This window comes from Streptomyces sp. NPDC001532, assembly GCF_040298625.1.
GTDB lineage: Bacteria > Actinomycetota > Actinomycetes > Streptomycetales > Streptomycetaceae > Streptomyces.
Genome location: NZ_JBEPAL010000028.1, coordinates 93,169 through 119,667, shown reverse-complemented (window position 1 = coordinate 119,667; position 26,499 = coordinate 93,169). Strand labels below are relative to the sequence as shown.

At 72.1% G+C, this 26,499-nt stretch carries 25 protein-coding genes, 1 pseudogene and 1 riboswitch; of the genes and pseudogenes, 14 read left to right on the top strand and 12 right to left on the bottom strand.

Going from position 1 to position 26,499, the window contains the following annotated elements; genetic code table 11:
* Positions 1-180 (top strand): annotated as a pseudogene (locus ABT232_RS24695) (ABC transporter permease); the annotation flags it as partial.
* A 67-nt stretch (positions 181-247) separates the two neighbouring features.
* On the opposite strand, the gene ABT232_RS24690 reads toward ABT232_RS24695, so the two are convergent.
* Positions 248-493, bottom strand: coding sequence for a hypothetical protein (locus tag ABT232_RS24690; RefSeq protein WP_351843447.1), 246 nt, complete (start codon positions 491-493; stop codon positions 248-250).
* 113 nt (positions 494-606) lie between these two features.
* Here ABT232_RS24690 and ABT232_RS24685 point away from each other — a divergent pair, with 113 nt between their 5' ends.
* The 4 genes from ABT232_RS24685 to ABT232_RS24665 all read left to right on the top strand — a co-directional run bounded on the left by ABT232_RS24685 (position 607) and on the right by ABT232_RS24665 (position 3,347).
* Positions 607-1,446 (top strand): helix-turn-helix domain-containing protein, encoded by an 840-nt coding sequence (locus tag ABT232_RS24685; protein ID WP_351843445.1) that lies wholly within the window; start codon positions 607-609, stop codon positions 1,444-1,446.
* Complete coding sequence (locus ABT232_RS24680; RefSeq protein WP_351843443.1) at positions 1,430-1,636, top strand: DUF397 domain-containing protein; 207 nt, start codon at positions 1,430-1,432, stop codon at positions 1,634-1,636. Before ABT232_RS24685 ends, ABT232_RS24680 begins: the two co-directional genes overlap by 17 nt.
* Positions 1,637-2,340: 704 nt before the next feature.
* On the top strand, positions 2,341-2,781 hold the full coding sequence (locus ABT232_RS24670) for a Uma2 family endonuclease (protein ID WP_351843441.1): 441 nt from the start codon (positions 2,341-2,343) through the stop codon (positions 2,779-2,781).
* Positions 2,778-3,347 carry a hypothetical protein gene (locus ABT232_RS24665; protein WP_351843439.1) on the top strand — a complete coding sequence of 190 codons (570 nt, stop codon included), beginning with the start codon at positions 2,778-2,780 and terminating at the stop codon, positions 3,345-3,347. Before ABT232_RS24670 ends, ABT232_RS24665 begins: the two co-directional genes overlap by 4 nt.
* Before the next feature lie 4 nt (positions 3,348-3,351).
* Here ABT232_RS24665 and ABT232_RS24660 read toward each other — a convergent pair whose 3' ends face one another.
* Both ABT232_RS24660 and ABT232_RS24655 read right to left on the bottom strand, forming a co-directional pair.
* A complete protein-coding gene (locus ABT232_RS24660; RefSeq protein WP_351843437.1) occupies positions 3,352-4,827 on the bottom strand; it encodes an MFS transporter in 1,476 nt (491 codons plus the stop codon).
* 177 nt (positions 4,828-5,004) lie between these two features.
* Positions 5,005-6,135 carry an NADH:flavin oxidoreductase gene (locus tag ABT232_RS24655; RefSeq protein WP_351843435.1) on the bottom strand — a complete coding sequence of 377 codons (1,131 nt, stop codon included), beginning with the start codon at positions 6,133-6,135 and terminating at the stop codon, positions 5,005-5,007.
* Positions 6,136-6,421: 286 nt separating this feature from the next.
* On the opposite strand from ABT232_RS24655, the gene ABT232_RS24650 reads away from it, so the two are divergent.
* Genes ABT232_RS24650 through ABT232_RS24635 form a run of 4 tightly spaced genes read left to right on the top strand, consistent with a single transcriptional unit; the run spans position 6,422 to position 10,843 of the window.
* A complete protein-coding gene (locus tag ABT232_RS24650; protein WP_351843433.1) occupies positions 6,422-7,669 on the top strand; it encodes a nucleotide sugar dehydrogenase in 1,248 nt (415 codons plus the stop codon).
* On the top strand, positions 7,666-9,147 hold the full coding sequence (locus ABT232_RS24645; protein ID WP_450871937.1) for a glycosyltransferase family 2 protein: 1,482 nt from the start codon (positions 7,666-7,668) through the stop codon (positions 9,145-9,147). Before ABT232_RS24650 ends, ABT232_RS24645 begins: the two co-directional genes overlap by 4 nt.
* A complete protein-coding gene (locus tag ABT232_RS24640) occupies positions 9,144-9,296 on the top strand; it encodes a hypothetical protein (protein WP_351843431.1) in 153 nt (50 codons plus the stop codon). Before ABT232_RS24645 ends, ABT232_RS24640 begins: the two co-directional genes overlap by 4 nt.
* A complete protein-coding gene (locus tag ABT232_RS24635) occupies positions 9,293-10,843 on the top strand; it encodes a polysaccharide deacetylase family protein (protein ID WP_351843429.1) in 1,551 nt (516 codons plus the stop codon). The genes ABT232_RS24640 and ABT232_RS24635 overlap by 4 nt, the downstream gene beginning before the upstream one ends.
* 76 nt (positions 10,844-10,919) lie before the next feature.
* Here ABT232_RS24635 and groL read toward each other — a convergent pair whose 3' ends face one another.
* The 4 genes from groL to thrC form a co-directional block, all read right to left on the bottom strand.
* Positions 10,920-12,542: a chaperonin GroEL gene (gene groL, locus ABT232_RS24630; protein WP_351843427.1), complete on the bottom strand. Its 1,623-nt coding sequence runs from the start codon at positions 12,540-12,542 to the stop codon at positions 10,920-10,922.
* Positions 12,543-12,855: 313 nt separating this feature from the next.
* A complete protein-coding gene (locus tag ABT232_RS24625) occupies positions 12,856-13,059 on the bottom strand; it encodes a cold-shock protein (protein WP_004986573.1) in 204 nt (67 codons plus the stop codon).
* 389 nt (positions 13,060-13,448) lie between these two features.
* Complete coding sequence (locus ABT232_RS24620; RefSeq protein ID WP_351843425.1) at positions 13,449-13,727, bottom strand: MoaD/ThiS family protein; 279 nt, start codon at positions 13,725-13,727, stop codon at positions 13,449-13,451.
* Positions 13,728-13,769: 42 nt separating this feature from the next.
* Positions 13,770-15,062, bottom strand: a complete 1,293-nt coding sequence (gene thrC, locus ABT232_RS24615; RefSeq protein WP_351843423.1) for a threonine synthase — start codon at positions 15,060-15,062, stop codon at positions 13,770-13,772.
* Positions 15,063-15,080: 18 nt separating this feature from the next.
* A riboswitch (SAM riboswitch) is annotated at positions 15,081-15,235 on the bottom strand.
* Between the two features lie 167 nt (positions 15,236-15,402).
* On the opposite strand from thrC, the gene ABT232_RS24610 reads away from it, so the two are divergent.
* Positions 15,403-16,347, top strand: coding sequence for a glucosyl-3-phosphoglycerate synthase (locus ABT232_RS24610; protein WP_351843421.1), 945 nt, complete (start codon positions 15,403-15,405; stop codon positions 16,345-16,347).
* A gap of 70 nt (positions 16,348-16,417) precedes the next feature.
* Positions 16,418-17,815, top strand: a complete 1,398-nt coding sequence (locus tag ABT232_RS24605; protein ID WP_351843419.1) for an alpha,alpha-trehalose-phosphate synthase (UDP-forming) — start codon at positions 16,418-16,420, stop codon at positions 17,813-17,815.
* On the opposite strand, the gene otsB is transcribed toward ABT232_RS24605, so the two are convergent.
* From otsB to ABT232_RS24590, 3 genes are read right to left on the bottom strand one after another with little or no spacing between them, the layout of a single operon-like run.
* Positions 17,803-18,648, bottom strand: coding sequence for a trehalose-phosphatase (otsB, locus tag ABT232_RS24600; protein WP_351843417.1), 846 nt, complete (start codon positions 18,646-18,648; stop codon positions 17,803-17,805). The two genes, ABT232_RS24605 and otsB, sit on opposite strands and share 13 nt — an antisense overlap.
* A gap of 42 nt (positions 18,649-18,690) precedes the next feature.
* Positions 18,691-18,924, bottom strand: a complete 234-nt coding sequence (locus ABT232_RS24595) for a DUF3263 domain-containing protein (RefSeq protein ID WP_351843414.1) — start codon at positions 18,922-18,924, stop codon at positions 18,691-18,693.
* A gap of 33 nt (positions 18,925-18,957) precedes the next feature.
* Entirely contained in the window at positions 18,958-20,199 is a 1,242-nt protein-coding gene (locus ABT232_RS24590; protein ID WP_351843412.1) for an extracellular solute-binding protein, read from the bottom strand.
* 146 nt (positions 20,200-20,345) lie between these two features.
* On the opposite strand from ABT232_RS24590, the gene ABT232_RS24585 reads away from it, so the two are divergent.
* From ABT232_RS24585 to ABT232_RS24575, 3 genes are all read left to right on the top strand, one after another.
* The gene (locus ABT232_RS24585; protein WP_351843410.1) at positions 20,346-21,290 is read left to right on the top strand and encodes an ROK family protein; all 945 of its coding nucleotides are present in this window, start codon (positions 20,346-20,348) and stop codon (positions 21,288-21,290) included.
* A gap of 68 nt (positions 21,291-21,358) precedes the next feature.
* Positions 21,359-22,489: an N-acetylglucosamine-6-phosphate deacetylase gene (gene nagA, locus ABT232_RS24580; RefSeq protein WP_502975464.1), complete on the top strand. Its 1,131-nt coding sequence runs from the start codon at positions 21,359-21,361 to the stop codon at positions 22,487-22,489.
* 124 nt (positions 22,490-22,613) lie between these two features.
* On the top strand, positions 22,614-23,543 hold the full coding sequence (locus ABT232_RS24575; protein ID WP_351843406.1) for a 1-phosphofructokinase family hexose kinase: 930 nt from the start codon (positions 22,614-22,616) through the stop codon (positions 23,541-23,543).
* 16 nt (positions 23,544-23,559) lie between these two features.
* Here the strand turns inward: ABT232_RS24575 and ABT232_RS24570 are convergent, their stop codons facing one another.
* Together ABT232_RS24570 and cdgB are read right to left on the bottom strand one after the other, a co-directional pair.
* Complete coding sequence (locus tag ABT232_RS24570; RefSeq protein ID WP_351843404.1) at positions 23,560-24,486, bottom strand: carbohydrate-binding protein; 927 nt, start codon at positions 24,484-24,486, stop codon at positions 23,560-23,562.
* Positions 24,487-24,605: 119 nt separating this feature from the next.
* Positions 24,606-26,261, bottom strand: a complete 1,656-nt coding sequence (cdgB, locus tag ABT232_RS24565; RefSeq protein ID WP_351843402.1) for a diguanylate cyclase CdgB — start codon at positions 26,259-26,261, stop codon at positions 24,606-24,608.
* Positions 26,262-26,499 lie beyond the last annotated feature (238 nt).

The window sequence follows — 26,499 nt, the reverse complement described above, 5'->3', positions numbered from 1 at the left end:
GGCTGGTTCCAGCCCATCGCCGAGTACCAGCCCTTCACCCCCGCCATCGAAACCCTGCGCGGACTGCTCCTCGGCACCGAGATCGGCCACAACGGCTGGCTCGCCATCGCCTGGTGCCTCGGCCTCGCGATACTCGGCTACTTCTGGTCGGCCGCGAAGTTCGACCAGGACCCGAAGTAACCGCCATGACAGCGCGCGCCACCAGAGGCGGCGTACACCGACACCACGTCGGAGTACGCCGCCTCGTTCACGTTCGGCGCCGTTCCCGGTTCGCCTTCCGCACCCGCGCCCGCAGCGCGTCCGCCGCCGGCACCGAGCGCAGCACCTCCGTCAGCTGCTCGGCCGTCCGCACATTGCAGCGCCCCAGATCCACGAGAGCGAACGGCTCCTCGCTCGCGGCGGTCACCGGATCCACCCGCAACGACGGCAGCACGACCCCGACGCTCTCCAACGCCACCCGCAGCGACTCCACGATCTCCTGGCTTGTCCGCACGCTCCCGTACCTCCACGCTGAGTTCCCGATTCACCACACAGCGTGTCCCGACCGCCTCTAACCTGGCCAGACGCGGCATTCCAACAACCCGACCTGTCCGACAGGGAGTTGCCATGCCAGGACCGAAGGACCTCGACCCGTCGTCCTCACCGCGAGCGCTTCTGGGCGCGGAATTACGCCACGTCCGCGAGAAGGCGGGCCTCAGCCAGGAGGAACTGGGCCAGCGGCTGTTCGTGAGCGGGTCGTTCATCGGACAACTGGAGGCGGGGACGCGGCGGATGCAACCGGAGTACGCGCGGATGCTGGACGACGTCCTCGGCACGGAGGACTTCTTCCAGCGGAACTGCGCGGCTGTGGCCAAGTCGAAGTATCCCGAGCACTTCGCGGAAGCGGCGGAGGCGGAGGCGAGCGCTACGGAGATCCGGGAGTACGCCCCACTGCTGATCCCAGGACTGCTCCAGACCCCGGCGTACACCCGGGCGGTGTGCCGCGCGTATCAGCCGACCGCGCCGCAGGAGGTGATCGAGGAGCTGGTGGCGGCCCGAATGGAACGCATCCGCATCCTCGACGATCCGACAGAGCCACTGTTGTGGACCGTGCTTGACGAGGCAGCCTTGCGTCGCGTGACGGGCGGGCCGACGGTGATGATGGATAACTTGCGCCACATCACTGCTCTCATGCACCGCAGCCGGGTCATCGTGCAGGTGCTCCCGTTCGATGCCGGCGCTCACTCGGCGATGCAAGGCGCGATCAAGCTGATGGACTTCGAGAAGGCACCTCCGCTCGTCTACTTCGAAGGCGTCGGGACCGGCCGACTGGAAGACGACCCCTCGACCGTCCGCCACCAGCGGCACACCTTCGACCTCCTCGCGGCGTGCGCACTCTCACCGGAGAAGTCCCTAGTCCTGCTTGAGGAGATGGCGCAGGATTACGAGCATGAGGACCATCTCTGAGTACGACCTGGCCACCGCCGCCTGGCGCAAGTCCACCTACAGCGGCGGCGACGGTGGCAACTGCCTTGAAGTGGCCCTCGGCCAAGCGGCCCTCGTCCCCGTCCGCGACTCCAAAATCCCTGCCGGCCCGAAGCTCGTGTTCCGAGCCTCGGCCTGGTCCGCGTTCGTGGACGGGCTGAAGCAGGACTGAACGGACCCCGAAGCTCAAGTCCCGCGCTTCGAGCGCTGCTTTCAAGGAATGGTTGCCGGCTGCCCGACGGCGCCGACATCTCCGTGAAGACGCCGACCAAGCACCTGCCGTACGGCCAGTGCGCCCTGCGGACCGCGCTCAACCGCTTCCAGCGGACCTGGCATCTGCGCCGAGGGCGCGGGACGGTGACCGCGGAGGACGGCAGTACGCGCTGGATCACCCGATCGTGGTTCTCCCGTACCGCGCGACGACGCGTGGTGGGCGGCGTTCACGCGAGGAGACGTACGGGAGCCGGAGCCGGAACCGGAGCAACGGCCGACCCGCTCGCGCGCCCACATCCTGCTCGCCGCCCTGGGCCGCAGCACCCCGGTGCTCTCGCTCTCCGAGGCCGACTGCGCACGGCTCGCGCCGCTGGTCGAGGAGTGGTTCGCGCGCGGCGCCGACGAGGACGTCGTACGGCACGCCCTGACCAGCGGCCTGCCCAGCCCGGTGCACAGCCTGGCCGCGCTGCTCCGCACCCGACTGAAGGACAAGCTGCCGCCGCCACCGCCGGCACCCCGGCGCATCCTGGAATGCGTCTCATGCGGCCTGCCGGGCCGCCCCGAGGCCCTGCCCGGCGGCCAGTGCGGCGCGTGCCGGGGCGAACGCACCCCCTCGCACTCCAACGCGCCGGTCCCCGCCGACAGCGTCACCGGGCCATCGTCATGTGGCTCCTCAGGCTCTTCCTCCAGCTGCGCCCCGAGCTGGCCCTGTATCCCGAGCAGGGCCTCAGGATCGGCGCCTACGGCAAGGGCCACGCCTGCGCCGACGGAGCTCTGGCGCCTCTCGACCACTTCGTGGCCCAGGACGGCGACTGGGCCGACCCGGACGGTGTCCTCATGGTCGTGGAAGTCACCTCCCGCGACCGCGGCACCGACAGGAGGGACCGGATCGACAAGGTCCGCGGCCATGCGGAGGCCGGAATCCCCGTGTACCTGCTCGTCGACCGCGACAGCGACACGCTGACGGTCTTCAGCGACCCGCGGGACGGGGTGTACCGGCGGCGGCCCACGTACCCTTACGGAGCAGCGGTCCGGCTCCCGGAGCCCGCCGGCGTCACACTGGACACGGACAAGTTGAAGGACTACGCAGACCGATCACCATGAACCACGCCCAGCTCACCGCCCTGGGCCGTGCCCTCCGTCTGCTCGGGGAGCACGGTGAGGCGCTGACCGCCGACACCCCGGACGCCAGGCTGCACGAGGTGAAGGCCGACCTGCGGCGCGCTCTGGACCTGCTGGAGGAGAGCGTCACCGCCGCCAAGCCCAGCACCCGCTGCGCCGAGCATCCCAACGGCCCGGTCGACGAGGCCGCGCCCGACCTCTGCCTGCTCTGCGAGACGCGCCGCCGGGCCGCCCGGCGGGCCGAGTTCAACGGCCCCGCCCCGGCATCCGCTCCCACCCCGACCGCGCCGTCCCGCTACGGCACGCGCGGTGACCGGCCGCAGCCCCAGCAGCGGTGGCTGCCGGAGCTGTGGAACGGACAGGAGTGGCAGTTGTGCGGGACCCCGCGCCGCGACCGGCGCGAGGCGGAGCTGTACATCGCCGCCCAGCGGCGCGGCTCACGGCCCGCGATGGCCTACCGGCTCGTGCACGAGTTCACCGACTACGAGGTGCTGCGGGTGTGGGGCACCCCGGTGAAGGTCGACATCGAACCGATGGGCAACCTCTGAGCCGTCACGCCTTGGCCTCCGACAGCTCCGGCTCGCCCGCCGCGGCGGGCTGGGCCGCACCCGCGACCCGCTGGCGCGGGATGAACGTCGCCACCACGAACGCCAGCAGCGCCGCGCCCGCGCCGACCGCGAGGACCGTACGGAAACCGTCCCGCGAGGGCAGCGACAGCGGCCCGAACGGCGTCGTCATCTGAGCGAGGATCACACCCGCGATCGCGCTCGCGGTGGAGGTGCCGATGGACCGCATCAGCGTGTTGAGGCTGTTGGCCGCGGCCGTCTCGGACGGATCGACGGCGCTCATGATGAGCGCGGGCATCGAGCCGTAGGTGAAGCCGATACCGGCGCCGATCACACAGGACACCAGCACGAAGTGCCAGACCGCGTCCATGAGGACGATGTTCAGGCCGTAGCCGGCGGCCACGATCAGCGCGCCGATCATCAGGGTCACCTTGGGGCCGCGGGCCCGGGACACGGCGGCCGACACCGGCGCCGTCGCCATCATCACCAGGCCGGACGGGGCCATGACCAGGCCCGCGGCGAGCATCGACTGGCCCAGGCCGTAGCCGGTGGCCTCCGGCAGCTGGAGCAGCTGCGGGATCACCAGCGACATCGCGAACATCGCGAAGCCGACCGCGACGGAGGCCAGGTTCGTCACCAGCACCTGACGGCGGGCGGTGGCGCGCAGGTCGACCAGCGGCTGCGGGGTGCGCAGCTCCCACCGGCCCCAGGCGAGCAGGACCACGACCGCCGCGGCGAACAGGCCGAGAGTGGTTGCGCTCGTCCAGCCCCAGTCGGCGCCCTTGGAGATGGCCAGCAGGAGACAGACCAGGCCGACCGCCATGCCGATGCCGCCGACGACGTCGAAACGGCCGCCGGTGCGGACCCTCGACTCCGGCACGAAGGCGACGACGAGAGCGGTGGCCACGACACCGAGGGCCGCCGAGGTCCAGAACAGCGCGTGCCAGTCGAGGTTGTCGGCGATGAGCGCGGCGGCGGGCAGGCCGAGCGCGCCGCCGACGCCGAGGGAGGCGCTCATCAGGGCGGTGGCGGAACCGAGCCGTTCGGCGGGCAGCTCGTCGCGCATGATGCTGATGCCGAGCGGGATCACACCGGAGGCGAGACCCTGCAGGACCCGGCCGACGATCATCGGGACCAGGGAGTCGCTGAGCGCGGCGGTCACCGAGCCGGCGACCAGCAGCACCATGCTGACCAGCAGCATCCGGCGCTTGCCGACCATGTCGCCGAGGCGTCCCATCACCGGCGTGGCGACGGCGGCGGCGAGCAGGGTGGCGGTGACGGCCCAGGCGGTGTCGGAGGCGTCGGCGTGCAGCAGCTGCGGCAGCTCCGGCACGATCGGGATGACCAGGGTCTGCATGAGCGAGACGACGATTCCGGACAGCGCCAGCACCGCCACCACGGCGTTCGGCCTCGGCGGTGCCGCTCCCCCGGTCTCGGCGGGACGGGCAGGGGCGTCGGGCATGGCGGAGCCTCCATGGACGGCACGAGAAGGAGTGCTTGACTCAGGCAACTTTAAGTCAGCTGCTTGACTTACTCAAGAAATCCACGTCACACCCCGGCCGGAACCGTCCGGAGCCCCGGAACAGGCCGGAACCCCGGTCACCCGGGGTTCCGGCCCGTCTGTGCCCGTCCGCTCGCGTCAGCTCAGCGACTTCAGCGCCGCCGCGTCGTACGGCGCCAGCTCGTCGAAGCGGCCCGCCAGCACCTTCTGGGCCCACAGCGGGTCCTGGAGCAGCGCGCGGCCCACGGCGACCATGTCGAACTCGTCGCGCTCCAGGCGGTCCAGCAGGTTGTCGAGGCTGCCGACCGGGGCGCCCTCGCCCGCGAACGCGCGGATGAAGTCGCCGTCCAGGCCGACCGAGCCGACGGTGATGGCCTGCTTGCCGGTGAGCTTCTTGGTCCAGCCGGCCAGGTTGAGGTCGGAGCCCTCGAACTCGGGGAGCCAGTAGCGGCGGGTGGAGGCGTGGAAGGCGTCCACACCGGCCGCGGCGAGCGGGGTGAGGATCGCCTCCAGCTCCTCGGGGCTCTCGGCGAGCCGCGCGTCGTAGGCCTCCTGCTTCCACTGGGAGTAGCGGAAGAGGATCGGGAAGTCCGGGGAGACGGTCTCGCGGACCGCGGCGACCAGCTCCGCCGCGAACCTGGCGCGGGCCACCGGGTCGCCGCCGTAGCCGTCGGTGCGCCGGTTGGTGTGCGCCCACAGGAACTGGTCGACGAGGTAGCCGTGGGCGCCGTGCAGCTCCACGCCGTCGAAGCCGATGCGCTCCGCCGCCGCGGCGGCCTCGGCGAAGGCGCCGATGACGTCGTCGATGTCGCGCTGGGTCATCGCCTCGCCGGTGCCCTCGGTGCCGTCGACGCGCAGGCCGGACGGGCCGACCGCCGGGGCCTCGGCGAACGGCGGCCGACCGGCCCGGCGGACCATGCCGATGTGCCACAGCTGCGGGACGATCGTGCCGCCCGCCGCGTGCACCTCCTCGGCGACCTTCGCCCAGCCCGCCAGCTGCTCCTCCCCGTGGAAGCGCGGCACACGGTCGCTCTCACCGGCCGAGGCGTGACCGACGTAGGTGCCCTCGGTGACGATCAGACCGACACCCGCGGCGGCCCGGCGTGCGTAGTACGACGCCACATCGGCGCCGGGGACGCCGCCCGGGGAGAACTGGCGGGTCATCGGGGCCATGGCGATCCGGTTGGGGACGGTCAGGCCGTTGATGGCGACGGGACGGTCGAGGATCTGCGCGGCGCGGGCGGAGGCGGTGTCGGCGGTGAGGGTCACCAGAGGGCTCCTTGAGGTACCAGGCGGTATGTGCGTGTGCAACGGTCCCCAACCGGGGAATCCGTCCCCGCATTCCGTCCCGGCGCCCTCCCGCTCCTGTGATCCGCCCCACGCACCTCGCGTCTCGCGCCCGGCTTCCGGCGGCTCACCTCTCGCAAGCGGGGCGCGGCCGTCCGGGTGAACCCGTCCACCCGCTACCCGTCACCCGACCGAAGTGCGCCTTATATATCATTTTGTGACGATCACGGAAACCAGAGTCAGCAACGGAACGAGCGGCCCCGGAGACTTGCGCGGCACCACGGTCGCCGTCGTCGGCCTCGGCTACGTCGGCCTGCCCACCGCCCTCGCCCTGTGGAGCGCGGGCGCCACCCTCGTCGGCCTCGACACCAGCGAGCGGCGGCTGACCGCCATCCGCGCCGGGACCGTCGACCTGCTGCCCGCCCAGCACGCCACCCTCGCCTGCGCCGAGGAAACCGGCGACTTCCGCCTCACCTCCGACGCGGACCGGCTGCGCGACGCCGACGCGGTGATCATCTGCGTGCCCACCCCGGTCACCCCGGACCACACGCCCGACCTCACCGCGCTGCGCACCGCGTGCGCGGCCGTCGTCGCACGGGCGGTACCCGGCCAGCTGATCGTGCTGACCTCCACCAGCCATGTCGGCACCACCCGCGAACTCCTCCTGGAACCGCTCGCCGCCCGCGGACTCACGCCCGAGACCGATGTCCTCGTGGCCTTCTCCCCGGAGCGCATCGACCCGGGCAACGAACGGCACCTGCCCGAGCACACCCCCCGGATCGTCGGCGGCGCCGGACCGCTCAGCACGCACGCCGCCGCCTCCCTGCTGCGGCCGACCGCCTCCCGCGTCCACGAGGTCGCCGCCCCCGAGACCGCCGAGATGGCCAAGCTCTGGGAGAACGTCTTCCGGGCCGTGAACATCGCCCTGGCCAACGAGCTGTCCGACGCCTGCCTCGACCTCGGCCTGGCCCCGCTCCCGGTCATCGAGGCGGCGGCGACCAAACCGTACGGCTTCCTGCCCTTCTATCCGGGACCGGGCGCCGGCGGCCACTGCATCCCCTGCGACCCCTACTACCTCCTCGCGCAACTGCCCTCCCGCCGCGGCGCGCCGCTGGTGAGCACCGCCATGGCCGCCCTGAGCGAACGGCCCGCGCGGATCGCCGCACAGGCGGCCCGCCTGCTCGACGCCGACGGCCTCACCCTCACCGGCGCCCGCGTGCTGGTGCTGGGCGTGGCCTACAAGTCCGGCGTGTCGGACGTCCGCGAGAGCCCGGCCCTGCGGCTGATCACCCTGCTCACCGAACAAGGCGCCGACGTCTCCTACAGCGACTGCCAGGTGCCCGCCCTCACCGTCGCCGGCCGGGCCCTGACCTCCGTGCCGCGACCCGAGGACGGCGACTGGGACCTCGTCGTCGTACACACCGCGCACCCCGGCACCCCCCTCGGCTGGCTCGACACCGCGCCACGGGTGCTCGACACCCGGCTGCGCCTGCGCGCACGGGCCGGTGCCCGGTGACCGCGCCCGCCCCCTGCGCGCCGCTCACCGGCACCGCCCCGGCCGGATCCGCCGCCCGCCGGCTGCTCCTCGCCGTGCTGCGCCGGGCACAGCGGCACATCGGCACCGGCGAGCGCGCCGCACTGCTGCGGCTGCTCGGGCTCACCGCCCTGCTGCCCGTGCTGTGCCTGATCGCCGCGCGCGCGGCACAACTGCCCTACCAGACCGGCCTGGTCACGCTGTACGGCATGGCCGTGCTCACCGGCACCGCCTGCCTGCTCCACCTCGCCTACACGCGCTACGACGACCCGGCGGTCCGCACCCTGCGCCGGCGCGCCCGCGGTCACGAGGAGTTCCCGGCGCTAGCCGAACGGCCGAGGGTCAGCTTCCTCCTCGCGGTCAAGGACGAGGCCGCGAACGTCGAAGCATGCGTCCGCTCGATGGCCGCCTCCGACTGGCCCGACCTCCAGATCGTCGTGGCCGACGACGGCTCACGGGACGGCACGGGGGCGATCCTCGACGCCCTGGCGGCCGAACTCGGCATCACCGTCGTGCGGCTGGAGACCAACGCCGGCAAGAAGGCGGCCCTCGTACGGGCCTGCGCGCTCGCCGACGGCGACATCCTGGTCTTCACCGACTCCGACTGCGTCATCGCCCCGGACGCGGTCGGCCGCTGCGTCCGGGCCATGGTCCGCCACCCCGAACTGGGCGCGGTCAGTGGCCACTGCCGGGCGCTCAACGCGCACACCGGACTGCTCACCCGGATCCAGGACGTCTGGTACGAGGGACAGTTCCGCATCGCCAAGGCGGCCGAGTCCGCGTTCGGCGCGGTGGCCTGCGTCTCGGGGCCGCTCGCCGCCTTCCGGCGCGAGGCCGTCTGGAACTATCTGCCCGCCTGGGCGGACGACCGGTTCGCCGGCGCGCCCTTCCGATTCGCCACCGACCGCCAGCTCACCGGTTACGTCCTCGGCCAGGCCTGGCGCGGCAAGGCGCTCAAACGCCGGTACGCCCACTCGCCGTTCGTCGCCGGCCACGACCATCCGGAGCGGCGCTGGCTGGTCGGCTACAGCCGCTCCGCGCGGGTGTGGACGAACGTGCCCGACCGCTGGCGGCCCTTCCTGCACCAGCAGGTGCGCTGGAAGAAGAGCTTCATCCGCAACCTGTTCTTCACCGGCGGCTTCATGTGGCGGCGCGGCCCGGTGCCCGCCCTCCTCTACTACGGGCACGCCCTGTGGGTGCTGGCCGCCCCGGCCCTGGTGTTCTGGCACCTGGTGTGGGCGCCGCTGCACCTCGCGGCCGGACTCACCGTGCTCTACCTGTGCGGTGTGCTGCTCAAGGGATCCCTGTGGGGTCTCGCCTACCGCCTCGACAACCCGGGCGACCGCCGCTGGCGCTACCGCCCGCTGATGAGCCTGCTCTCCTGCTGCGTCCTGGCCTGGCTGCTGCCGTACGCCGCCCTGACCCTGCGCCGCGCGATCTGGACGAGGACCCCCGCATGACCCTGACGACACATCACCGTCCCTGGCCCCTCCCGGAGCGGGCCCGGCGCACCCTGCGCCGGGCCGCCCGGACGGCGGCCTCCCTGCTCTCCGCGCTCGCCGTCGCGGCCCTCTACTGGGTCGTCCTCACCCGCGGCGGCTCCCGATGACGGCCCCGGAGGCGGCCCCGCCGCGCACCGACCGGCCCGGATCGCCGCGCCGGTGGCTGGTGCGCGGCCTCCTCCTCGCGCTCGCCGCCGCCGTGGCGGCCACCCCGTTCGCCGCCGCGTGGCAGTACGAGACCGAGCGGCGCGCGGTCTCCGCCCAGGCGCCCGCCCCCGGCTCCCGCGCGGACGCCCGGCCCCCGGCCACCGCCGCCCGCCACGCGAGCGCGCCGGTCGTCCTCGCCTACCACGACATCCACCCGGAAGCGGCCGGCTCCTACACCCTCACCCCCGAACAGCTGGACGAGCAGCTGGCCGCGCTGGCCGCCGCGGGCTACCGCAGCCTGTCCGCCGAGGAGTTCACCCGCTACCTGGCCACCGGACGGCCCCCGGCCCCGCGCAGCGTCTACCTCACCTTCGACGACGGCACCCGCGGCCTGTGGGCGTACGCCGACCGGATCCTCGCCAAGCACCACATGCGCGCCTCGGCCTACCTGATCACCGGCAGGGTGGGCACCCACCGCCCGTACTACCTGTCCTGGGCCGAGATCGACCGGATGTCCGGCTCCGGGCGCTGGGACTTCCAGGCGCACAGCCACCTCGGTCACTCCAGGGCACCCGTCGAGGCCGGCGGCCGCCAGGGCGCGGTGCTCGCCAACCGGCTGTGGCTGCCCGAGCGCGAACGCCTGGAGACGGAGGCGGAATACCGCGCGCGGGTCACCGACGACCTCGACCGGAACGTGCGGTCCTTCGCCGTCCACGGCCTGCCCGCCCCCGTGCTGTTCGCCTATCCGTTCTCGGAGGCGTCCGCGCCGACGAACCTCACCGGCCGCACCACCTCGATCCTGGAGGGACTGCTGCGGGAACGGTTCGCCGCGACGCTCACCAACACCTCCTCGCGCCCGCTGCCCGCGGGCCCGCGCGCCGCGTCCGCCGGGCTGGTGCAGCGTCTGGAGGTGATGCGGGGGACCACCACCGCCGCGCTGCTGGAGCAGGTGCGGGCCTGGACCTCGCGCTCGCCCGCCGAGGTGCCCGAGCCGCTGCGCCACCCGGGGCAGTGGCGGCTGCGCGACGCCCCGCCGGGAACCGGCCTGACCGCGCTGACCGGCCGCGGCCCGGCGCGGGGCACATATGTGTCGGCCGTCCATCTGCCCATGGCCACCGCCGACTGGACCACCTACCGGGTGGAGGCGACCGCCGGCCGGCTGAGCGGACCGCGCACCGGTGTGTCGGTCGAGGTCGGGCACGGCAGCCTGCACCCGTGCGTGGTGACGGTCTCCGCGGCCGGGCTGCGGGTGACCGAGCGCCCGGCGGGCCGGACACCCCGCGTCACCGTCCGCGCGCTGGACCCGGCCGCCGGGCACCGGATCCTGATCGAGGTGTCCCCGCGGTCCGTCCTGATCACCGTCGACGGCACCACGCTGACGGTACGCGCCGCACAGCGGCCCGAACCGGCCCGCACCAGCGGCGGCATCGCCCTCGCCGTCCGCAACGAGTCCGGGGACGTGGAAACGGCGTGGCCGCGCTTCACCTCGCTGCGCCTCGGCGCGTGAGAAACGCCCGAGGGCGGCACCCCCAGCGAACTGGGGGTGCCGCCCTCGGCGTAGGACGGGTCCGATCCGGGAGGGATCAGAAGTCCATGTCACCGCCCGGCATGCCGCCGCCGGCCGGCGCGGCGGCCTTCTCCGGCTTGTCGGCGATGACGGCCTCGGTGGTGAGGAACAGCGCGGCGATCGACGCGGCGTTCTGGAGCGCGGAGCGCGTCACCTTGGCCGGGTCGATGATGCCTTCCTTGACCAGGTCGACGTACTCGCCGGTCGCGGCGTTCAGGCCGTGGCCCGGGGTCAGGTTGCGCACCTTCTCCACCACGACACCGCCCTCGAGGCCGGCGTTGACGGCGATCTGCTTCAGCGGGGCCTCCAGGGCCAGCTTCACAGCGGCGGCACCGGTGGCCTCGTCGCCCTCGAGCTCCAGCTTCTCGAAGACCTGGGAGGCCTGGAGCAGGGCCACGCCACCACCGGCGACGATGCCCTCCTCGACGGCCGCCTTCGCGTTGCGGACGGCGTCCTCGATGCGGTGCTTGCGCTCCTTGAGCTCGACCTCGGTGGCGGCACCGGCCTTGATGACGGCCACGCCGCCGGCCAGCTTCGCCAGACGCTCCTGGAGCTTCTCGCGGTCGTAGTCCGAGTCGCTGTTCTCGATCTCGGCGCGGATCTGGTTCACGCGGCCCGCGACCTGGTCGGCGGAGCCGGCGCCGTCGACGATGGTGGTCTCGTCCTTGGTGATGACGACCTTGCGGGCGCGGCCCAGGAGGTCCAGGGTCGCGTTCTCCAGCTTGAGGCCGACCTCCTCGGAGATGACCTCGCCGCCCGTGAGGATGGCGATGTCGCCGAGCATGGCCTTGCGGCGGTCACCGAAGCCCGGGGCCTTGACGGCGACGGACTTGAAGGTGCCGCGGATCTTGTTGACGACCAGGGTCGACAGGGCCTCGCCCTCGACGTCCTCGGCGATGATCAGCAGCGGCTTGCCCGACTGCATGACCTTCTCCAGGAGCGGGAGCAGGTCCTTGACGTTGGAGATCTTGGAGTTGGCGATGAGGATGTACGGGTCCTCGAGCACCGCCTCCATGCGCTCCATGTCGGTGGCGAAGTAGGCGGAGATGTAGCCCTTGTCGAAGCGCATGCCCTCGGTGAGCTCGAGCTCCAGACCGAAGGTCTGCGACTCCTCGACGGTGATGACGCCTTCCTTGCCGACCTTGTCCATGGCCTCGGCGATCAGCTCGCCGATCTGGGTGTCGGCGGCGGAGATGGAGGCCGTGGAGGCGATCTGCTCCTTGGTCTCGACCTCCTTGGCCTGGTCGAGCAGCGCACCGGAGACGGCCTCGACGGCCTTCTCGATACCGCGCTTGAGGGCCATCGGGTTGGCGCCGGCGGCTACGTTGCGCAGACCCTCGCGGACGAGCGCCTGGGCGAGAACGGTGGCCGTGGTCGTACCGTCACCGGCGACGTCGTCCGTCTTCTTGGCGACTTCCTTGACCAGCTCGGCGCCGATCTTCTCGTACGGGTCCTCGAGCTCGATCTCCTTGGCGATGGAGACACCATCGTTGGTGATCGTGGGGGCGCCCCACTTCTTCTCGAGGACGACGTTGCGGCCCTTGGGGCCGAGCGTCACCTTCACGGCGTCCGCGAGCTGGTTCATGCCGCGCTCGAGGCCGCGCCGCGCCTCCTCGTCGAACGCGATGATCTTGGCCATGTGAAGTGGTCCCTCCAGGACTGGGGGTGATTCCTTCGGACCGCGCCCGCGCCCGCGACGGACGGCCTGCCTGCCTCGTGGTTCCTTGCCCCACACGGCCTGCGGCCTCACCGACCCGGTCCTTCGTTGTCACTCTCACCTTCAGAGTGCTAACGCAATGATTAGCACTCGCCCCCTTCGAGTGCAAGCGCCTCTCGGGGTACGGAGGCCAGTCAGCGGTGGGCGAACAGCCGCCGGGGGGCCGGCCCGGGACACGCCGAAGGGCTCGCACCGGCGTGCGGTGCGAGCCCTTCGGGCGAAACGAACTGACTGTTCAGGCGGTGACGCGAACCATGTCGGCCTGCGGGCCCTTCTGGCCCTGCGAGATCTCGAACTCGACCCGCTGGCCCTCTTCCAGGGTGCGGTACCCGTCCATCTGGATCGCGCTGTAGTGGACGAAGACGTCCGCACCACCGTCGACCGCGATGAAGCCGTACCCCTTCTCCGCGTTGAACCACTTGACGGTGCCCTGAGCCATGCCTAACTCCCCTATTACTGGCCCTTGCACAGATCCGCACTTCGCGGATCCGGGTCAGACCTCACCCCCCAGTCATTGGGGGCGTGCGCCGGAACGCGTCGACCGCGGCTGAATGTATCTGTCCAACTGCCGTCTGCAACAGGTCAATCGGACGAGAAATCCGGGCAGCATCGATCGCGCATTTACGGAGAATTCACCCGAGCTCTGGGCAATTCGGGCCCGGCAAAAGGAGCGAAAGGCGCAAAAAGGCCGCTGATTTTGGCTGCTTCTCATCGCAGTCACATCGCGGAAAGCAGACCGGGTTCCCCAACTGTACCGCGCTCAATCACACTGAATTGCCCCCTCCGTTTCTCTCACGGAGGGGGCAATCCGAAGAACGGTGTGTGACGTCAGCACCCGCCGGCCACGGCCGGGATGATCGACACGCCCGCGCCGTCCGGCGTGGCGGTCTCCAGGCCCTGCTCGAACCGGACGTCGTCGTCGTTGACGTACACGTTGACGAACCGGCGCAGCTTGCCCTGGTCGTCCAGCACCCGCGCGGCGATGCCGGTGTGGTTCTTCTCCAGGTCCGAGATGACCTCGGCGAGGTTCGCGCCCTCGGCGGAGACCTCGGCGCGGCCACCGGTGTAGGTGCGCAGGATGGTGGGGATGCGGACGGTGACGCTCACGAGAAAACCTCCGGTGGGATGACGTGCCTGGGCGCGGCGGAGCTAGACGAGACCAGCCTCGCGGAAGGACTCGAGGTTCGGGCGGATCGTCGCGGTGAGCCCCGTACCGGCCACCGCGTCGAGGGTCTTGAGCCCGTCGCCGGTGTTGAGCACGACGGTCGTGAGCGAGGGGTCCAGCGCACCGCTCTCGATCAGCTTGCGCGTCACGCCCACCGTCACACCGCCGGCGGTCTCCGCGAAGATGCCCTCCGTGCGCGCCAGCAGTTTGATGGCGTCGACGATCTGCTCGTCGGTGACGTCCTCCACCGCGCCGCCGGTGCGCCGCGCGATGTCCAGCACGTACGGCCCGTCCGCCGGGTTGCCGATGGCCAGCGACTTGGCGATGGTGTCCGGCTTCTGCGGGCGGACGACGTCGTGGCCCGCCTTGAAGGCGGTGGACACCGGGGAGCAGCCCTCGGCCTGGGCGCCGAAGATCTTGTACGGCTTGTCCTCGACGAGCCCGAGCTTGATCAGCTCCTGCAGGCCCTTGTCGATCTTGGTGAGCTGGGAGCCGGAGGCGATCGGCACCACGAGCTGGTCGGGCAGCTTCCAGCCGAGCTGCTCGCAGATCTCGTACGCCAGCGTCTTGGAGCCCTCGGCGTAGTACGGCCGCAGGTTGACGTTGACGAAGCCCCAGCCCTCGCCGGCCGGGTCGCCGATCAGCTCGGAGCAGAAGCGGTTCACATCGTCGTAGTTGCCCTCGATGCCGACCAGCTCGCCGCCGTAGACCGCAGCCATGACGACCTTGCCCTGCTCCAGGTCGTGCGGGATGAACACGCAGGAGCGGAAGCCGGCGCGGGCGGCGGCGGCGCCGACGGCGCCGGCCAGGTTGCCGGTGGAGGAGCAGGAGAGGGTGGTGAAGCCGAAGGCGCGGGCGGCCTCCAGGGCCTGGGCGACCACGCGGTCCTTGAAGGAGTGCGTCGGGTTGCCGGAGTCGTCCTTCACGAACAGCTTGCCGGGCTCGACGCCCAGCTCGCGGGCGAGGTTGTCGGCCTCGACGAGCTTGGTCCAGCCGGGGTTGATGTTCGGCTTGTCGGCCACGTCCGCCGGGACGGGCAGCAGCGGCGCGTACCGCCAGATGTTCGCGGGTCCCGCCTCGATGCGCTTACGCAGTTCCTCGGCGTCGTGGGCCGAGAAGTCGTAGGCGATCTCCAGCGGGCCGAAACACTCCTCGCAGGCGAAGACCGGGCCGAGCGGGACGCGGTGGCCGCACTCGCGGCAGGAGAGCGCCGAGGCCGGGCCGAGGTCTACCGTGGAAGTGGAATTCGTGGTGCTTGCAACAGTCTGCACAGCCATGTGAGGCGAGGCCCTTTCTCCTCATCTTCCTCACGACGCACTTCGCCGTGAGACGGATTTGGCACCTTCCCTAGCCGGGAGCCTCGCGTGATGATCAGCGGTGATCTACGAGACCGGCTGGAGGGTTGCCGGGGCTTCATCGGGCCGTGTCCCTCTGCCCCTCTGGATGAGCTGTATGTGGTTGTGGAACGCGAGCGGCCCCCGACATGCGATGGTCACCAGCGTTGTTCAAGACTGTAACCGAAGGCCAGGACAGTTGAGATAGTCGTCCGAACCGCGAGATGGATCACACGACAGTCCGATCACCACTCGCCGACAGAACGCAGAGGAGCCGCGCACTGTGCTGGAAGAAGTCGAGCGCTGGCTGAGCACCCGCTCCTGGTCCGTGACCGATCGACCGCTGCACAAGATCCTGGCCGCCAGACGCGCCACGGGCCAGACCGTGAGTGTCGTGCTGCCCGCGCTCAACGAGGAGGAGACGGTCGGTGACATCGTCGCCGTGATCCGTCACGACCTCATGCAGCAGGTCCCGCTCGTCGACGAGATCGTCGTCGTCGACTCGGGATCCACCGACCGCACCTCCGAGGTGGCCGCCGCCGCGGGCGCCCGGGTCGTCCACCGCGACGCGATACTGCCGCACCTGCCCGCCGTGCCCGGCAAGGGCGAGGTGCTGTGGCGCTCGCTGCTCGTGACCCGCGGCGACATCGTCTGCTTCATCGACGCGGACCTCAAGGAGTTCTCGTCGGACTTCGTCTCCGGGATCGTCGGCCCGCTGCTGACCGACCCCGACGTGGACCTGGTGAAGGCGATGTACGACCGCCCGCTGGGCGGCGCCGCCGGGCAGGGCGGCCGGGTCACCGAACTGATGGCCCGCCCGCTGCTGAACATGCACTGGCCGCAGCTGGCCGGGTTCGTGCAGCCGCTGGGCGGCGAGTACGCGGCCCGCCGCTCGCTCCTGGAGCAGCTGCCCTTCCCGGTCGGCTACGGCGTGGAGCTGGGCATGCTGGTGGACTCCCTGCACCTGGTCGGCCTGGACGCGCTCGCCCAGGTCGACGTGGGGGTGCGCAAGCATCGGCACCAGGACGGGCAGGCGCTCGGCCGGATGGCCGCGGCGATCTACCGCACCGCCCAGCTGCGGCTGGCCCGCGGCCATCTGATCCGGCCGTCGCTGACCCAGTTCGAGCGGATGGAGGACGGCTTCGAGCCGCGGACGTACTCCGTGGACACCGAGGAGCGTCCGCCGATGGTGGAGATCGCCGAGTACGCGGCACGCAAGGTGGCGTGACGCGCCAGGCCGCCTGTATACGGCCGAACCGTACGTTTGAGCGGTTGGGGGTCGGGCTAGGTTGAGGACCATGGCTTCAACGTTCGGTGCTGCTCAGGTACTGGTGGCCTCCAACCGTGGCCCGGTCTCCTACGAGGTGCGCGACGACGGCTCGCTGCACGCCCGGCGGGGCGGCGGCGGGCTGGTGTCGGGACTCTCGGCGATCGGGCCGGACGCGGACGCGCTGTGGGTGTGCTCCGCGCTCGGCGACGGCGACCGCGAGGCGGTCCGCCGCGGGGTCGGCGAGGACGGCGTGCGGATGCTGGACATCCCGGCGGACGTCCACGCGGACGCGTACAACGGGATCGCGAACTCGGCGCTGTGGTTCGTCCACCACATGCTGTACCAGACGCCGCTGGAGCCGGTCTTCGACGCGGAGTTCCGGCGGCAGTGGGCGTCGTACGAGACGTACAACCGGGCGTTCGCCGAGGCGCTGGCGGCCGAGGCGGCCGAGGGCGCGGCCGTGATCGTGCAGGACTACCACCTGGTGCTGGTCCCCGGCATGCTCCGCGAACTCCGCCCCGACCTCAGGATCGGCCACTTCTCCCACACCCCGTGGGCGCCCCCGGAGTACTTCCGGATGCTGCCCGACGACATCGCGCGGGCGGTGCTGCGGGGCATGCTCGGCGCGGACCGGCTCGGCTTCCTCACCCGGCGCTGGGCGGACGCGTTCGAGGCCTGCTGCGACGCCTTCGCCGGCGGCCTCGGCGGCACCCGGATCGGGGTGCACGGGCTCGGCGCGGACGCGGACTTCCTGCGGCGGCGCTCCCACGAGGCGGACGTCGAGGAACGGATGACCGCGCTGCGGGCGGAGATCGGCGAGGGCCGGCGGACCGTCGTGCGGGTCGACCGCACCGAGCTGTCCAAGAACATCGTGCGCGGACTGCTCGCCTACCGGCAGCTGCTGGCCGACCGCCCCGAGTGGCACGAGCGGGTCGTGCACGTCGCCTTCGCCTACCCCTCCCGGCAGGACCTCGCCGTCTACCGCGACTACACGGCCGAGGTGCAGCGGCTCGCGGCGGAGATCAACGAGCAGTACGGGACGCCGGGCTGGACCCCGGTCGTGCTGCATGTGAAGGACGACTTCGCGCGCTCCCTGGCCGCCTACCGGCTGGCCGACGTGGCCCTGGTCAACCCCATCCGCGACGGCATGAACCTGGTCGCGAAGGAGGTGCCGGTCGTCTCCGACCAGGGCTGCGCGCTGGTGCTGTCGAGGGAGGCCGGGGCGTACGAGGAGCTCGGCGAGGACGCGATCACCGTGAACCCGTACGACATCGTGGGCACGGCGGACGCCCTGCACCGGGCGCTCACCCTGCCGCCCGAGGAGCGGGCGGCGCGGTCCAAGCGGCTCGCCGCCGCGGCCACCGCGCTGCCGCCCGCCCAGTGGTTCCTGGACCAGCTGACCGCGCTGACCGGTCAGGCCAGCTGAGCCGCAAGCGCCGTCAGCAGTCCCACCACGCCCCGCGGTCCGTCCACCACCAGGTCCGCGCGCTCGCGCAGCTCGGTCACCTCGTCACTGCCGCTGCACACGAGGAGACCGGGCACGCCGTCGGCGCGCAGCATGTCGACGGCGGCGTAGGCGGGCAGGTCACCGAGGTCGTCGCCGGCGTAGAGGACCGCGCCGGCGCCGACCTCGCGCAGATACGTGCGCAGCGCCACGCCCTTGTCCATGCCCGGCGGGCGCAGCTCCAGGACCAGACGGCCGGGCTCGACGATCAGTCCGCTGCGGGTGGCGAGGTCGGCGAGCGGGGCGCGCAGCGCGTCGAAGGCGGCCTGCGGGTCGGCGGCGCGGCGGGTGTGCACGGCGACGGCGTGCCCCTTGTCCTCGATCCAGGCGCCCTCGAACCCCTCCAGCAGCCGCGGCAGCGCGGCGCGGACCACGGCGACGCCGGGGTGCGGGTCGGGGGCGGTGATCCTGCCGCTGGCGGCGTCCCAGCGTTCGGCGCCGTAGTGGCCGAGGACGACCAGGCGCTCCAGGCCGGGCACGCCCGCGAAGCCGCCGTAGCGTACGGCGACCTCGGCCGGGCGTCCGGTGACCACCGCGACGGCGGCCACCTTCGGCGCGAGCGCGGTCAGCGCGGCCACCGCGCCGGGGTGCGCGCGGGCCTGCTCGGGGTCGGCGACGATCGGGGCGAGCGTGCCGTCGAAGTCGAGCGCGACCACGGCTCGGCCGGGTTGCGCGAGCAGGGACCGCAGGCCGTCGCGCCCCTGCGGGGTCACGGGTTCGGGAAGGTCCGTCGCAGAGATGTCAGGGCTGCCCATACGGCGAACCTATCCCCACCGGCCCGCGTCGAACCTCCCACCTCACCGCTCGGCCCGCCGCGCCTGGCGCACCCGGCGCAGCCGGTTCACCGTCACCGGGTCGTGCTCCAGTGCTCTCGGGTCGTCGAGCAGGGCGTTGAGCAGCTGGTAGTAGCGCACCGGCGCCAGCCCCAGCTCCTCGCGGATCGCCCGCTCCTTCGCACCGGGCCCCGCGAAACCCCGGCGCTCCAGCGCGAGGATGTCCCGCTCCCGACGTTCCAGCGATCGACGCTCCATACCGGAAACGCTAGCCGCCGGCACCGACAGCGCCTACTGCGAGGCCGCCGCGCTCTCCGCCGTGAGCGCGGTGGCCTCCAGCTTGCCGAGGACGGCGGACGGGCTGCCGCCGGGTGCGACGGCCTGGCCGATGCGCTTCTTCACCTCGGCGCTGACCTGGGCCCAAGAGGTGCGGCCCACCGGGTACAGCTCGGCGAGCGGGAGTTCCTTCAGGAAGGGCTGGAGCTCGCTGTCCTCGGCGGCGGCGGACATGGTCTCGGAGGCGGACGTGGTGACCGGCAGCAGGTCGTACTCGCGGGAGAAGTCGAGGACGTTCTGCTCCCTGTAGACGAAGTCGAGGAACTCGCCGACCTGCTCGTCGTGCCCGTTCTGCCGGAAGGCCAGCATCCAGTCGGCGACGCCCATGGTCGCGTTGGTCTCGCCGTCGACGCCGGGCATCGGCACCATGCCGTACTTCACGCCCTTCTTCGCGGCCATCTTCATCAGCGAGGGGTGGCCGTTGAGCATGCCCACCTGTCCGTCGGCGAACGCGGCGAAGGCGTCGGCGCGGTTCAGTTCGCCCGGTGCGACCGGACCGGTCAGGTCCTTGCCGACGAGTTCGTCGCGCAGCCAGGTGAAGGTCTCGACGTTCTCCGGGGAGTCGATGCCGTAGGTGCCGCTGCTGTCGGTGTAGCCGCCGCCTCCGCTGAGCAGCCACTGCATGGTCTCGGCCTGCGCCTCCTCCTGGCCGAGCGGCAGCGCGTAGGGGTACTTCACGCCCTCGGCCTTGAGCGCCGCGGCGTCGGCGGCCAGCTCGTCCCAGGTGGTGGGCGGGGTGAGGCCGGCCTTCTGGAAGAGGGTCTTGTTGTAGAAGAGCAGGCGGGTGGAGGCGGCGAACGGCATGCCGTACTGCACTCCGTCGATCTGGCCGGCGGTGGCGAGCTGGGAGGCGAAGTCGGCCTGCACGGGGATCGAGAGCAGGTCGTCGGCCGGGTAGAGCAGGCCGTCGGCCGCGTAGTCGGCGTAGGCGCCGATCTGCGCCATGTCGGGGGCGTCGCCGGCCTCGACCATCTCCTTGACCTTGCGGTCGACGTCGTTCCAGGAGTAGACGCTGACCTCGATCCGCACGTCCGGGTGGTCGGCCTCGTACTCCTCGACCAGGTTCGCCCAGTACTTCTTCGAGCTGTTGGCCGCGCTGTCGCCGTAGTCGGCGGCGACCAGCCGCAGGGTGACGTCGTCGGAGCCGCCGGTGATCCCGCAGCCGCCGAGAGCCGCCGTCATGCCCAGTGCGGACATCACCGCGATCATTCCTGCCTTGCGCCGCTGCACCGCTACCCCAACCCCTGTTCCGCTGTCTGCCCAGCCGTCCGTATTCCGGAATAAGGTCTACACCACGCGAGTGGACTAGACCTCTTCCGGGTCCTCGGGCCACACTGTCCCCCGTGAGACACGTCATCGCCCTCGATGTGGGCGGCACCGGGATGAAGGCCGCGCTGGTCGGGGCGGACGGGACACTCCTGCACCAGGCACGCCGGGCGACCGGGCGCGAGCGCGGCCCCGAGGCCGTCGTGGAGTCCGTCCTCGGCTTCGCCGCCGAGCTGCGCGCCCACGGCGCCCGGCACCTCGGCGCCCCCGCGCTCGCCGCCGGCGTCGCCGTCCCCGGCATCGTCGACGACCGGCGCGGCATCGCCGCCTACGCCGCCAACCTCGGCTGGCGCGACGTCCCGCTGCGCGACCTGCTCACCGAGCGGCTGTCCGGCATCCCCGTCGCCCTCGGCCACGACGTCCGCACCGGCGGCCTCGCCGAGGGCCGGATCGGCGCGGGACAAGGCGCCGACCGGTTCCTGTTCGTGCCGCTCGGCACCGGCATCGCCGGCGCCATCGGCATCGACGGCCGGGTGGAGGCGGGCGCGCACGGCACCGCCGGCGAGATCGGCCACATCGTCGTCCGCCCCGGCGGCGCCCCCTGCCCCTGCGGCCAGCGCGGCTGCCTGGAGCGGTACGCCTCGGCGACCGCGGTCGGCCAGGCCTGGGCCGAGGCGAGCGGCGATCCCGGCGCGGACGCCGCCGACTGCGCCAAGGCCGTCGCGTCCGGCGACCCGGACGCCGTCCGGGTGTGGCAGGAGGCCGTCGACGCGCTCGCCGACGGCCTGGTCACCGCCCTCACCCTGCTGGACCCCCGCACGATCGTCATCGGTGGCGGGCTCGCCGAGGCGGGGGAAACCTTGTTCACACCGCTGCGGGACGCCGTCCGGCAGCGCGTGACCTTCCAGAAACTGCCGCCGATCGTCCCGGCGGCCCTGGGCGACACGGCCGGCTGCCTCGGTGCCGGGCTCCTGGCCTGGGATCTCCTCGACCACACCGACCGTACGGAGGTAACGCCCTGATGGCAGCCGACCCAGGGGCGCGATCAGCCTCGGCCATCCCGCAGCCCGCGCCGGACAGCGCCCCGCTGATCCTCGCCGGGGCGAACGTCGTCCTTCCGGGCGGCACGGTGAAGGACGGCCAGGTGATCGTCGACGGCACCCGGATCGCCCCCACCGCACCGGAGAACGCCAAGGTCCTCGACGTCACCGGCCACTGGCTCGTCCCCGGCTTCGTCGACCTCCACAACCACGGCGGCGGCGGCGCCTCCTTCACCTCCGGCACGGTCGACGAGGTCCTGACGGGCATCCACACCCACCGGCTGCACGGCACCACCACCCTGGTCGCCTCCACCGTCACCGGCGACATGCACTTCCTCGCCCAGCGCGCCGGACTCCTCAGCGAACTGGCCGAGCAGGGCGACATCGCCGGCATCCACTTCGAGGGCCCGTTCATCAGCCCGTGCCGCAAGGGCGCCCACTCCGAGGCGCTGCTGCGCGACCCGGAACCGGCGGAGGTCCGCAAACTGATCGACGCGGCCCGCGGCCACGCCAAGATGGTCACCCTCGCCACCGAGCTGCCGGGCGGCCTGGACTCCGTACGGCTGCTCGCCGAGCACGGGGTGATCGCGGCGGTCGGCCACACCGACGCCAGCTACGAGCAGACCGTCGAGGCCATCGACGCCGGTGCCACCGTGGCCACCCACCTCTTCAACGCGATGCCCGCCCTCGGCCACCGCGCCCCCGGCCCGATCGCGGCCCTGCTGGAGGACGAGCGGGTCACCGTCGAGCTGATCAACGACGGCACCCATCTGCACCCGGCCGCCCTGGAACTGGCGTTCCGTCACGCGGGCGCCGACCGGGTCGCCTTCATCACCGACGCGATGGACGCGGCCGGCTTCGGCGACGGCCGCTACATGCTCGGCCCGCTGGAGGTCGAGGTCGCCGACGGCGTCGCCCGGCTGGTGGAGGGCGGCTCCATCGCGGGCTCCACGCTCACTCTTGACCGCGCTTTCAAGCGGGCGGTGACCGTCGACCGGCTGCCGGTCGAGGACGCGGTGGCCGCGCTCTCCGCCAACCCGGCCCGGCTGCTCGGCCTGTCCGACCGCGTCGGCTCCCTGGAGCCCGGCAAGGACGCCGACCTGGTCCTGCTGGACGCGGACTTCGACCTCAAGGGCGTGATGCGCCGGGGTGAATGGGTGGTCGATCCCCAACTGGGGTGATCCGTCCCCGAGTCGAAGGAACGGCGGCCGGTCCCGGGACTGGGCCGACCGCCGTCTCTTTGGCATGATCGAGCCTCCGGAAAACGTCTCGACAAGCGCATTCACTCGGGGGAGGTCGGCCCAGGTGATCCTCACGGTCACACTGAACACCGCTCTCGACCTCACGTATCGCGTCCGGTCCCTGCGGCCCCACACCACCCACCGGGTCACCGACGTCACCGAGCGGCCCGGCGGCAAGGGCGTCAACGTGGCCCGGGTGCTGGCGGCCCTCGGCCACCAGGTGGCCGTCGCCGGCTTCGTGGGCGGCGGCACCGGACGCACCGTGCGGGACCTGCTCACCACCGCACCGGGCGTGACCGACGCGCTCGTCCCGACCGGCGGCGCCACCCGGCGCACCGTCGCCGTCGTCGACGAGCAGACCGGCGACACCACCCAGCTCAACGAACCCGGCCCGGTCATCACCCCGGCCGAGTGGACCGCCTTCCAGGAGGTCTACGAGGATCTGCTGGCGTCCGCCGCCGCGGTGGCCCTGTGCGGCAGCCTCCCGCCGGGCGTCCCCGTGGGCGCCTACGCCGGACTGATCCGCACCGCCCGCGCGGCCGGCGTCCCGGTCCTCCTCGACACCAGCGGCGAGCCCCTGCGCCGCGCGATCGCCGCCCGCCCCGACATCGTCAAGCCGAACGCCGACGAACTGGCCGAACTGACCGGCTCCCACGAACCCCTGCGCGCCACCCAGGACGCCCGCCGGCGCGGGGCCCGTGCCGTGGTGGCCTCGCTCGGCCGGGACGGTCTGCTCGCGGTGACCCCGGAGGGCCGCTGGCGCTCCGCCCCGCCGCGCCGGGCGCACGGCAATCCGACGGGCGCGGGCGACTCGGCGGTCGCGGGCCTGCTGTCGGGCCTGGTGGAACACCTGCCCTGGCCGGACCGCCTGGCCCGCGCGACCGCCCTGTCGGCGGCGACGGTACTGGCCCCGGTGGCCGGGGAGTTCGACCGGCGGACCTACGAGGAACTGCTGGGGCGGGTCGCGGTGACGGCGGACGCCACCGCGGCCTGAACCGCCCCGGGGCCCGCTACTCCACCCAGCCCTTGACCAGCCACAGCTGGTCGAGGTTGGCGTCGCACTGGTTGCCCTGCTGGCAGGAGATCGTGATGGTGTTGGTGCCCTTGTTGAGCTGGACGTAGTTGTACGTCTGCGTCCAGCCCTTCTCGTAGTCGCCCTCGGCCGCCTTCGCCCAGTTCTTCATGTCGACGGGGGTGGAGGCGGGGGTGCCGTTGACCGTGAGGGTGGCGGTGGCGTCCTTGCCGGGCACGCCGTAGCCGGTGTACAGCGTGTACTTGCCGGTCTCCGGGATGCCGTCGACCTTCCAGGTGACGGAGGCGCCGACGGCGTTGAAGCCGGTCACGTAGAAGCCGCCGTCCGCCTTGGCGCCCTTGACGTCGGAGGCGGTGCGGGCACCGCCGCCGAGCTGGAGCGTCTTGGCGTCGATGGCCGGCAGCTCCGCCTCGCTCGCCGCGCTCTCGCTGCCCGACGGGCTGGGCTCGGCGCTCTGCGAGGCGGTGGGGGCCGGGGTGGCGTCGCCGCCCGCGTTGTCGTCCTCGGAGTCGCTGCTGACCATGGCCACGCCGATACCGATGACGACGGCCGCGACGACCGCGATCGCGCCGATCAGCAGCCCTTTGGTGTTGGGCCCGCGGCGTCCGCCGCCGCCCCCGACGCCGGGCATCGGCTGCTGGGTGGTCTGGGCGCCGCCCGGATAGGTCTCGGGCGCGGCGTAGTGCGCGTGCGGACGGCCGGGCTGCTGCTGCGGCATGCCCTGCCCGTACGTGGCCTGCTGACCGTACGGCCGCTCGCCGACCGTGCGCACCCTGCTGACCGAGTTCGGGTAGCCGTAACCGCCGGAGGGCGGCTGGGCGCCGTTGGCCTGACCGTCGGCGTAGAGGTAGCCGAACGGGTCGTCGTCCTCGGGCGTGCTCGCGCCGTTGTTGCCGGGCGTCATCCCTCGTACTCCTCAAGCAGGTGCGGAACGGATGCGGTGCGGTGGTGAGAGGGCGAGCCTACCCGCTCTCACTGCCCCAAACGGGTGACCGGGATCGCATCACTTCGCTGACCTGCGGTTCATCCGGCGCGACGGTGCTGTTTGGGACGAGATCGTTTCTCGACGTACATCCGTTCGTCCGCGGACTTGAGCACTTCGTCCGCGGTCATCCCGCAGTGCGCCCAGCCGATGCCGAAGCTGGCGCCCACCCGGACCGCCCGGCCCTCGGCGCGGATCGGCTGGATGATCTCGTTGCGCAGCCGCACGGCCAGGTCCGCCGCGTCGGCCCGGCCGAGGCCGTCGGCGAGGATCACGAACTCGTCGCCGCCGAGCCGGGCGACGGTGTCGCCGTCCCGGACCCCGTTGCTGAGGCGGCGGGCGACCTCGATGAGGACCGCGTCGCCCGCGTTGTGGCCGAACCGGTCGTTGATCGACTTGAAGCCGTCGAGGTCGCAGAAGAGCACCGCGAGGCCCTTGGTGCCGTCGTCGTGCTCACCCTCGGGGGCGACGGTGTGGATGTGGTGGTCGTAGACGTCGTAGCTCTCGCCGACGCCGGGCGGGAAGTCGAAGGCGTGGCCGGCCTGGTCGTAGCCGGGGTGGCCGTAGGCGGCGTCGTGGGAGTCGTAGGGCCCGGACTGCGGGCGCTGGCACAGGCGGGCGGAGAGCCGCGAGCGCAGCTCGGCGGAGTTCGGCAGTCCGGTGAGCGAGTCGTGGGAGGCGCGGTGGGCGAGCTGGAGCTCGCGGCGCTTGCGCTCCTCGATGTCCTCGACATGGGTCAGCAGGAAGCGCGGGCCGTCCGCGGCGTCCGCGACGACGGAGTTGCGCAGCGACACCCAGACGTAGGTCCCGTCCCGGCGGCCGAGGCGCAGCTCGGCCCGGCCGCCCTCGGCGGAGGTGCGCAGCAGGGTGCCGATGTCCTCGGGGTGGACGAGGTCGGAGAAGGAGTAGCGGCGCATCGCGGAGGCCGGCCGGCCGAGCAGGCGGCACAGGGCGTCGTTGGTGCGCAGGATGCGACCGTGCTGTTCGCCGCCCATCTCGGCGATGGCCATCCCGGAGGGGGCGTACTCGAAGGCCTGGCGGAAGCTCTCCTCGCTGGCCCGCAGCGCCTGCTGCTCGCGTTCCAGCCGGACCAGGGCGCGCTGCATGTTGGAGCGCAGCCGGGCGTTGCTGATGGCGATGGCGGCCTGGAAGGCGTACATCTGGAGGGCCTCGCGGCCCCAGGCGCCGGGCCGCCGCCCGTTGCGCGGCCGGTCCACGGAGAGGACGCCGATCAGTTCGCCGGAGACGGCGCCGCCCTGGGCGCCGGGCGCGTACATCGGCGCGAAGAGGCGGTCGGAGGGGTGCCACTCGTCCTCGAAGCGGGGGGCGGGGCCCTCGGTGTACCACTGCGGGACGTCGTCGTCGTCGAGTATCCAGCCCTCGGTGTGGGGTATGAAGATCAGCTCGCCCCAGGCCTCGCCCATGTTCAGGCGCCGCTCCCAGGACTGGCGGGAGCCGACCCGGCCGGTGATCAGCGCCTCGGCGGCGGGGTTCCCGGAGAAGGCGGCGACGACCAGGTCGCCGTCGGGCCGGACGAGGTTCACGCACGCCAGCTCGTACCCGAGGGCGGTGACGACGCCGTCCGCGACGGTCTGCAGTGTGTCGGCCAGGCTGCGTGCGGTGTTCATGTCCGCCATGACCTGGTGCAGCTGTCGCAGGGACGCAAGACGGACATACGGCTCCGACTCGGTCTCCATGCTCGCCCTCCCCCCGAGACCTCGCAGCGAATCAAGGGTTCTCTTCGGCGCCTTTTCCGGATGGTGCCCTCTTACCTTCCCGCCACTGAATCACAGCGCGCTGCCCACTCGGTACACAGGGTCAACAATTCATGCCCCTTGTGACTCAAGTCACAGTAGAACGTGAACAATTGAGTGGAGTTTCTGCGTTTTTCCCGTGCGTTAAACGAACGCATGGTTTGCGCGGATGTCCGACTCC

Excerpts from the sequence above, each read along its gene's own strand:
- ABT232_RS24680 (WP_351843443.1), top strand. The coding sequence starts at position 1,430 with ATGAGGACCATCTCTGAGTACGACCTGGCCACCGCCGCCTGGCGCAAG.
- ABT232_RS24605 (WP_351843419.1), top strand. The coding sequence starts at position 16,418 with ATGGCTTCAACGTTCGGTGCTGCTCAGGTACTGGTGGCCTCCAACCGT.
- ABT232_RS24665 (WP_351843439.1), top strand. The coding sequence starts at position 2,778 with ATGAACCACGCCCAGCTCACCGCCCTGGGCCGTGCCCTCCGTCTGCTC.
- groL (WP_351843427.1), bottom strand. The coding sequence starts at position 12,542 with ATGGCCAAGATCATCGCGTTCGACGAGGAGGCGCGGCGCGGCCTCGAG.
- ABT232_RS24595 (WP_351843414.1), bottom strand. The coding sequence starts at position 18,924 with ATGGAGCGTCGATCGCTGGAACGTCGGGAGCGGGACATCCTCGCGCTG.
- ABT232_RS24670 (WP_351843441.1), top strand. The coding sequence starts at position 2,341 with ATGTGGCTCCTCAGGCTCTTCCTCCAGCTGCGCCCCGAGCTGGCCCTG.
- thrC (WP_351843423.1), bottom strand. The coding sequence starts at position 15,062 with ATGGCTGTGCAGACTGTTGCAAGCACCACGAATTCCACTTCCACGGTA.
- ABT232_RS24625 (WP_004986573.1), bottom strand. The coding sequence starts at position 13,059 with ATGGCTCAGGGCACCGTCAAGTGGTTCAACGCGGAGAAGGGGTACGGC.
- cdgB (WP_351843402.1), bottom strand. The coding sequence starts at position 26,261 with ATGGAGACCGAGTCGGAGCCGTATGTCCGTCTTGCGTCCCTGCGACAG.
- ABT232_RS24640 (WP_351843431.1), top strand. The coding sequence starts at position 9,144 with ATGACCCTGACGACACATCACCGTCCCTGGCCCCTCCCGGAGCGGGCC.
- ABT232_RS24685 (WP_351843445.1), top strand. The coding sequence starts at position 607 with ATGCCAGGACCGAAGGACCTCGACCCGTCGTCCTCACCGCGAGCGCTT.
- ABT232_RS24660 (WP_351843437.1), bottom strand. The coding sequence starts at position 4,827 with ATGCCCGACGCCCCTGCCCGTCCCGCCGAGACCGGGGGAGCGGCACCG.
- ABT232_RS24635 (WP_351843429.1), top strand. The coding sequence starts at position 9,293 with ATGACGGCCCCGGAGGCGGCCCCGCCGCGCACCGACCGGCCCGGATCG.
- ABT232_RS24590 (WP_351843412.1), bottom strand. The coding sequence starts at position 20,199 with ATGTCCGCACTGGGCATGACGGCGGCTCTCGGCGGCTGCGGGATCACC.
- otsB (WP_351843417.1), bottom strand. The coding sequence starts at position 18,648 with ATGGGCAGCCCTGACATCTCTGCGACGGACCTTCCCGAACCCGTGACC.
- ABT232_RS24570 (WP_351843404.1), bottom strand. The coding sequence starts at position 24,486 with ATGACGCCCGGCAACAACGGCGCGAGCACGCCCGAGGACGACGACCCG.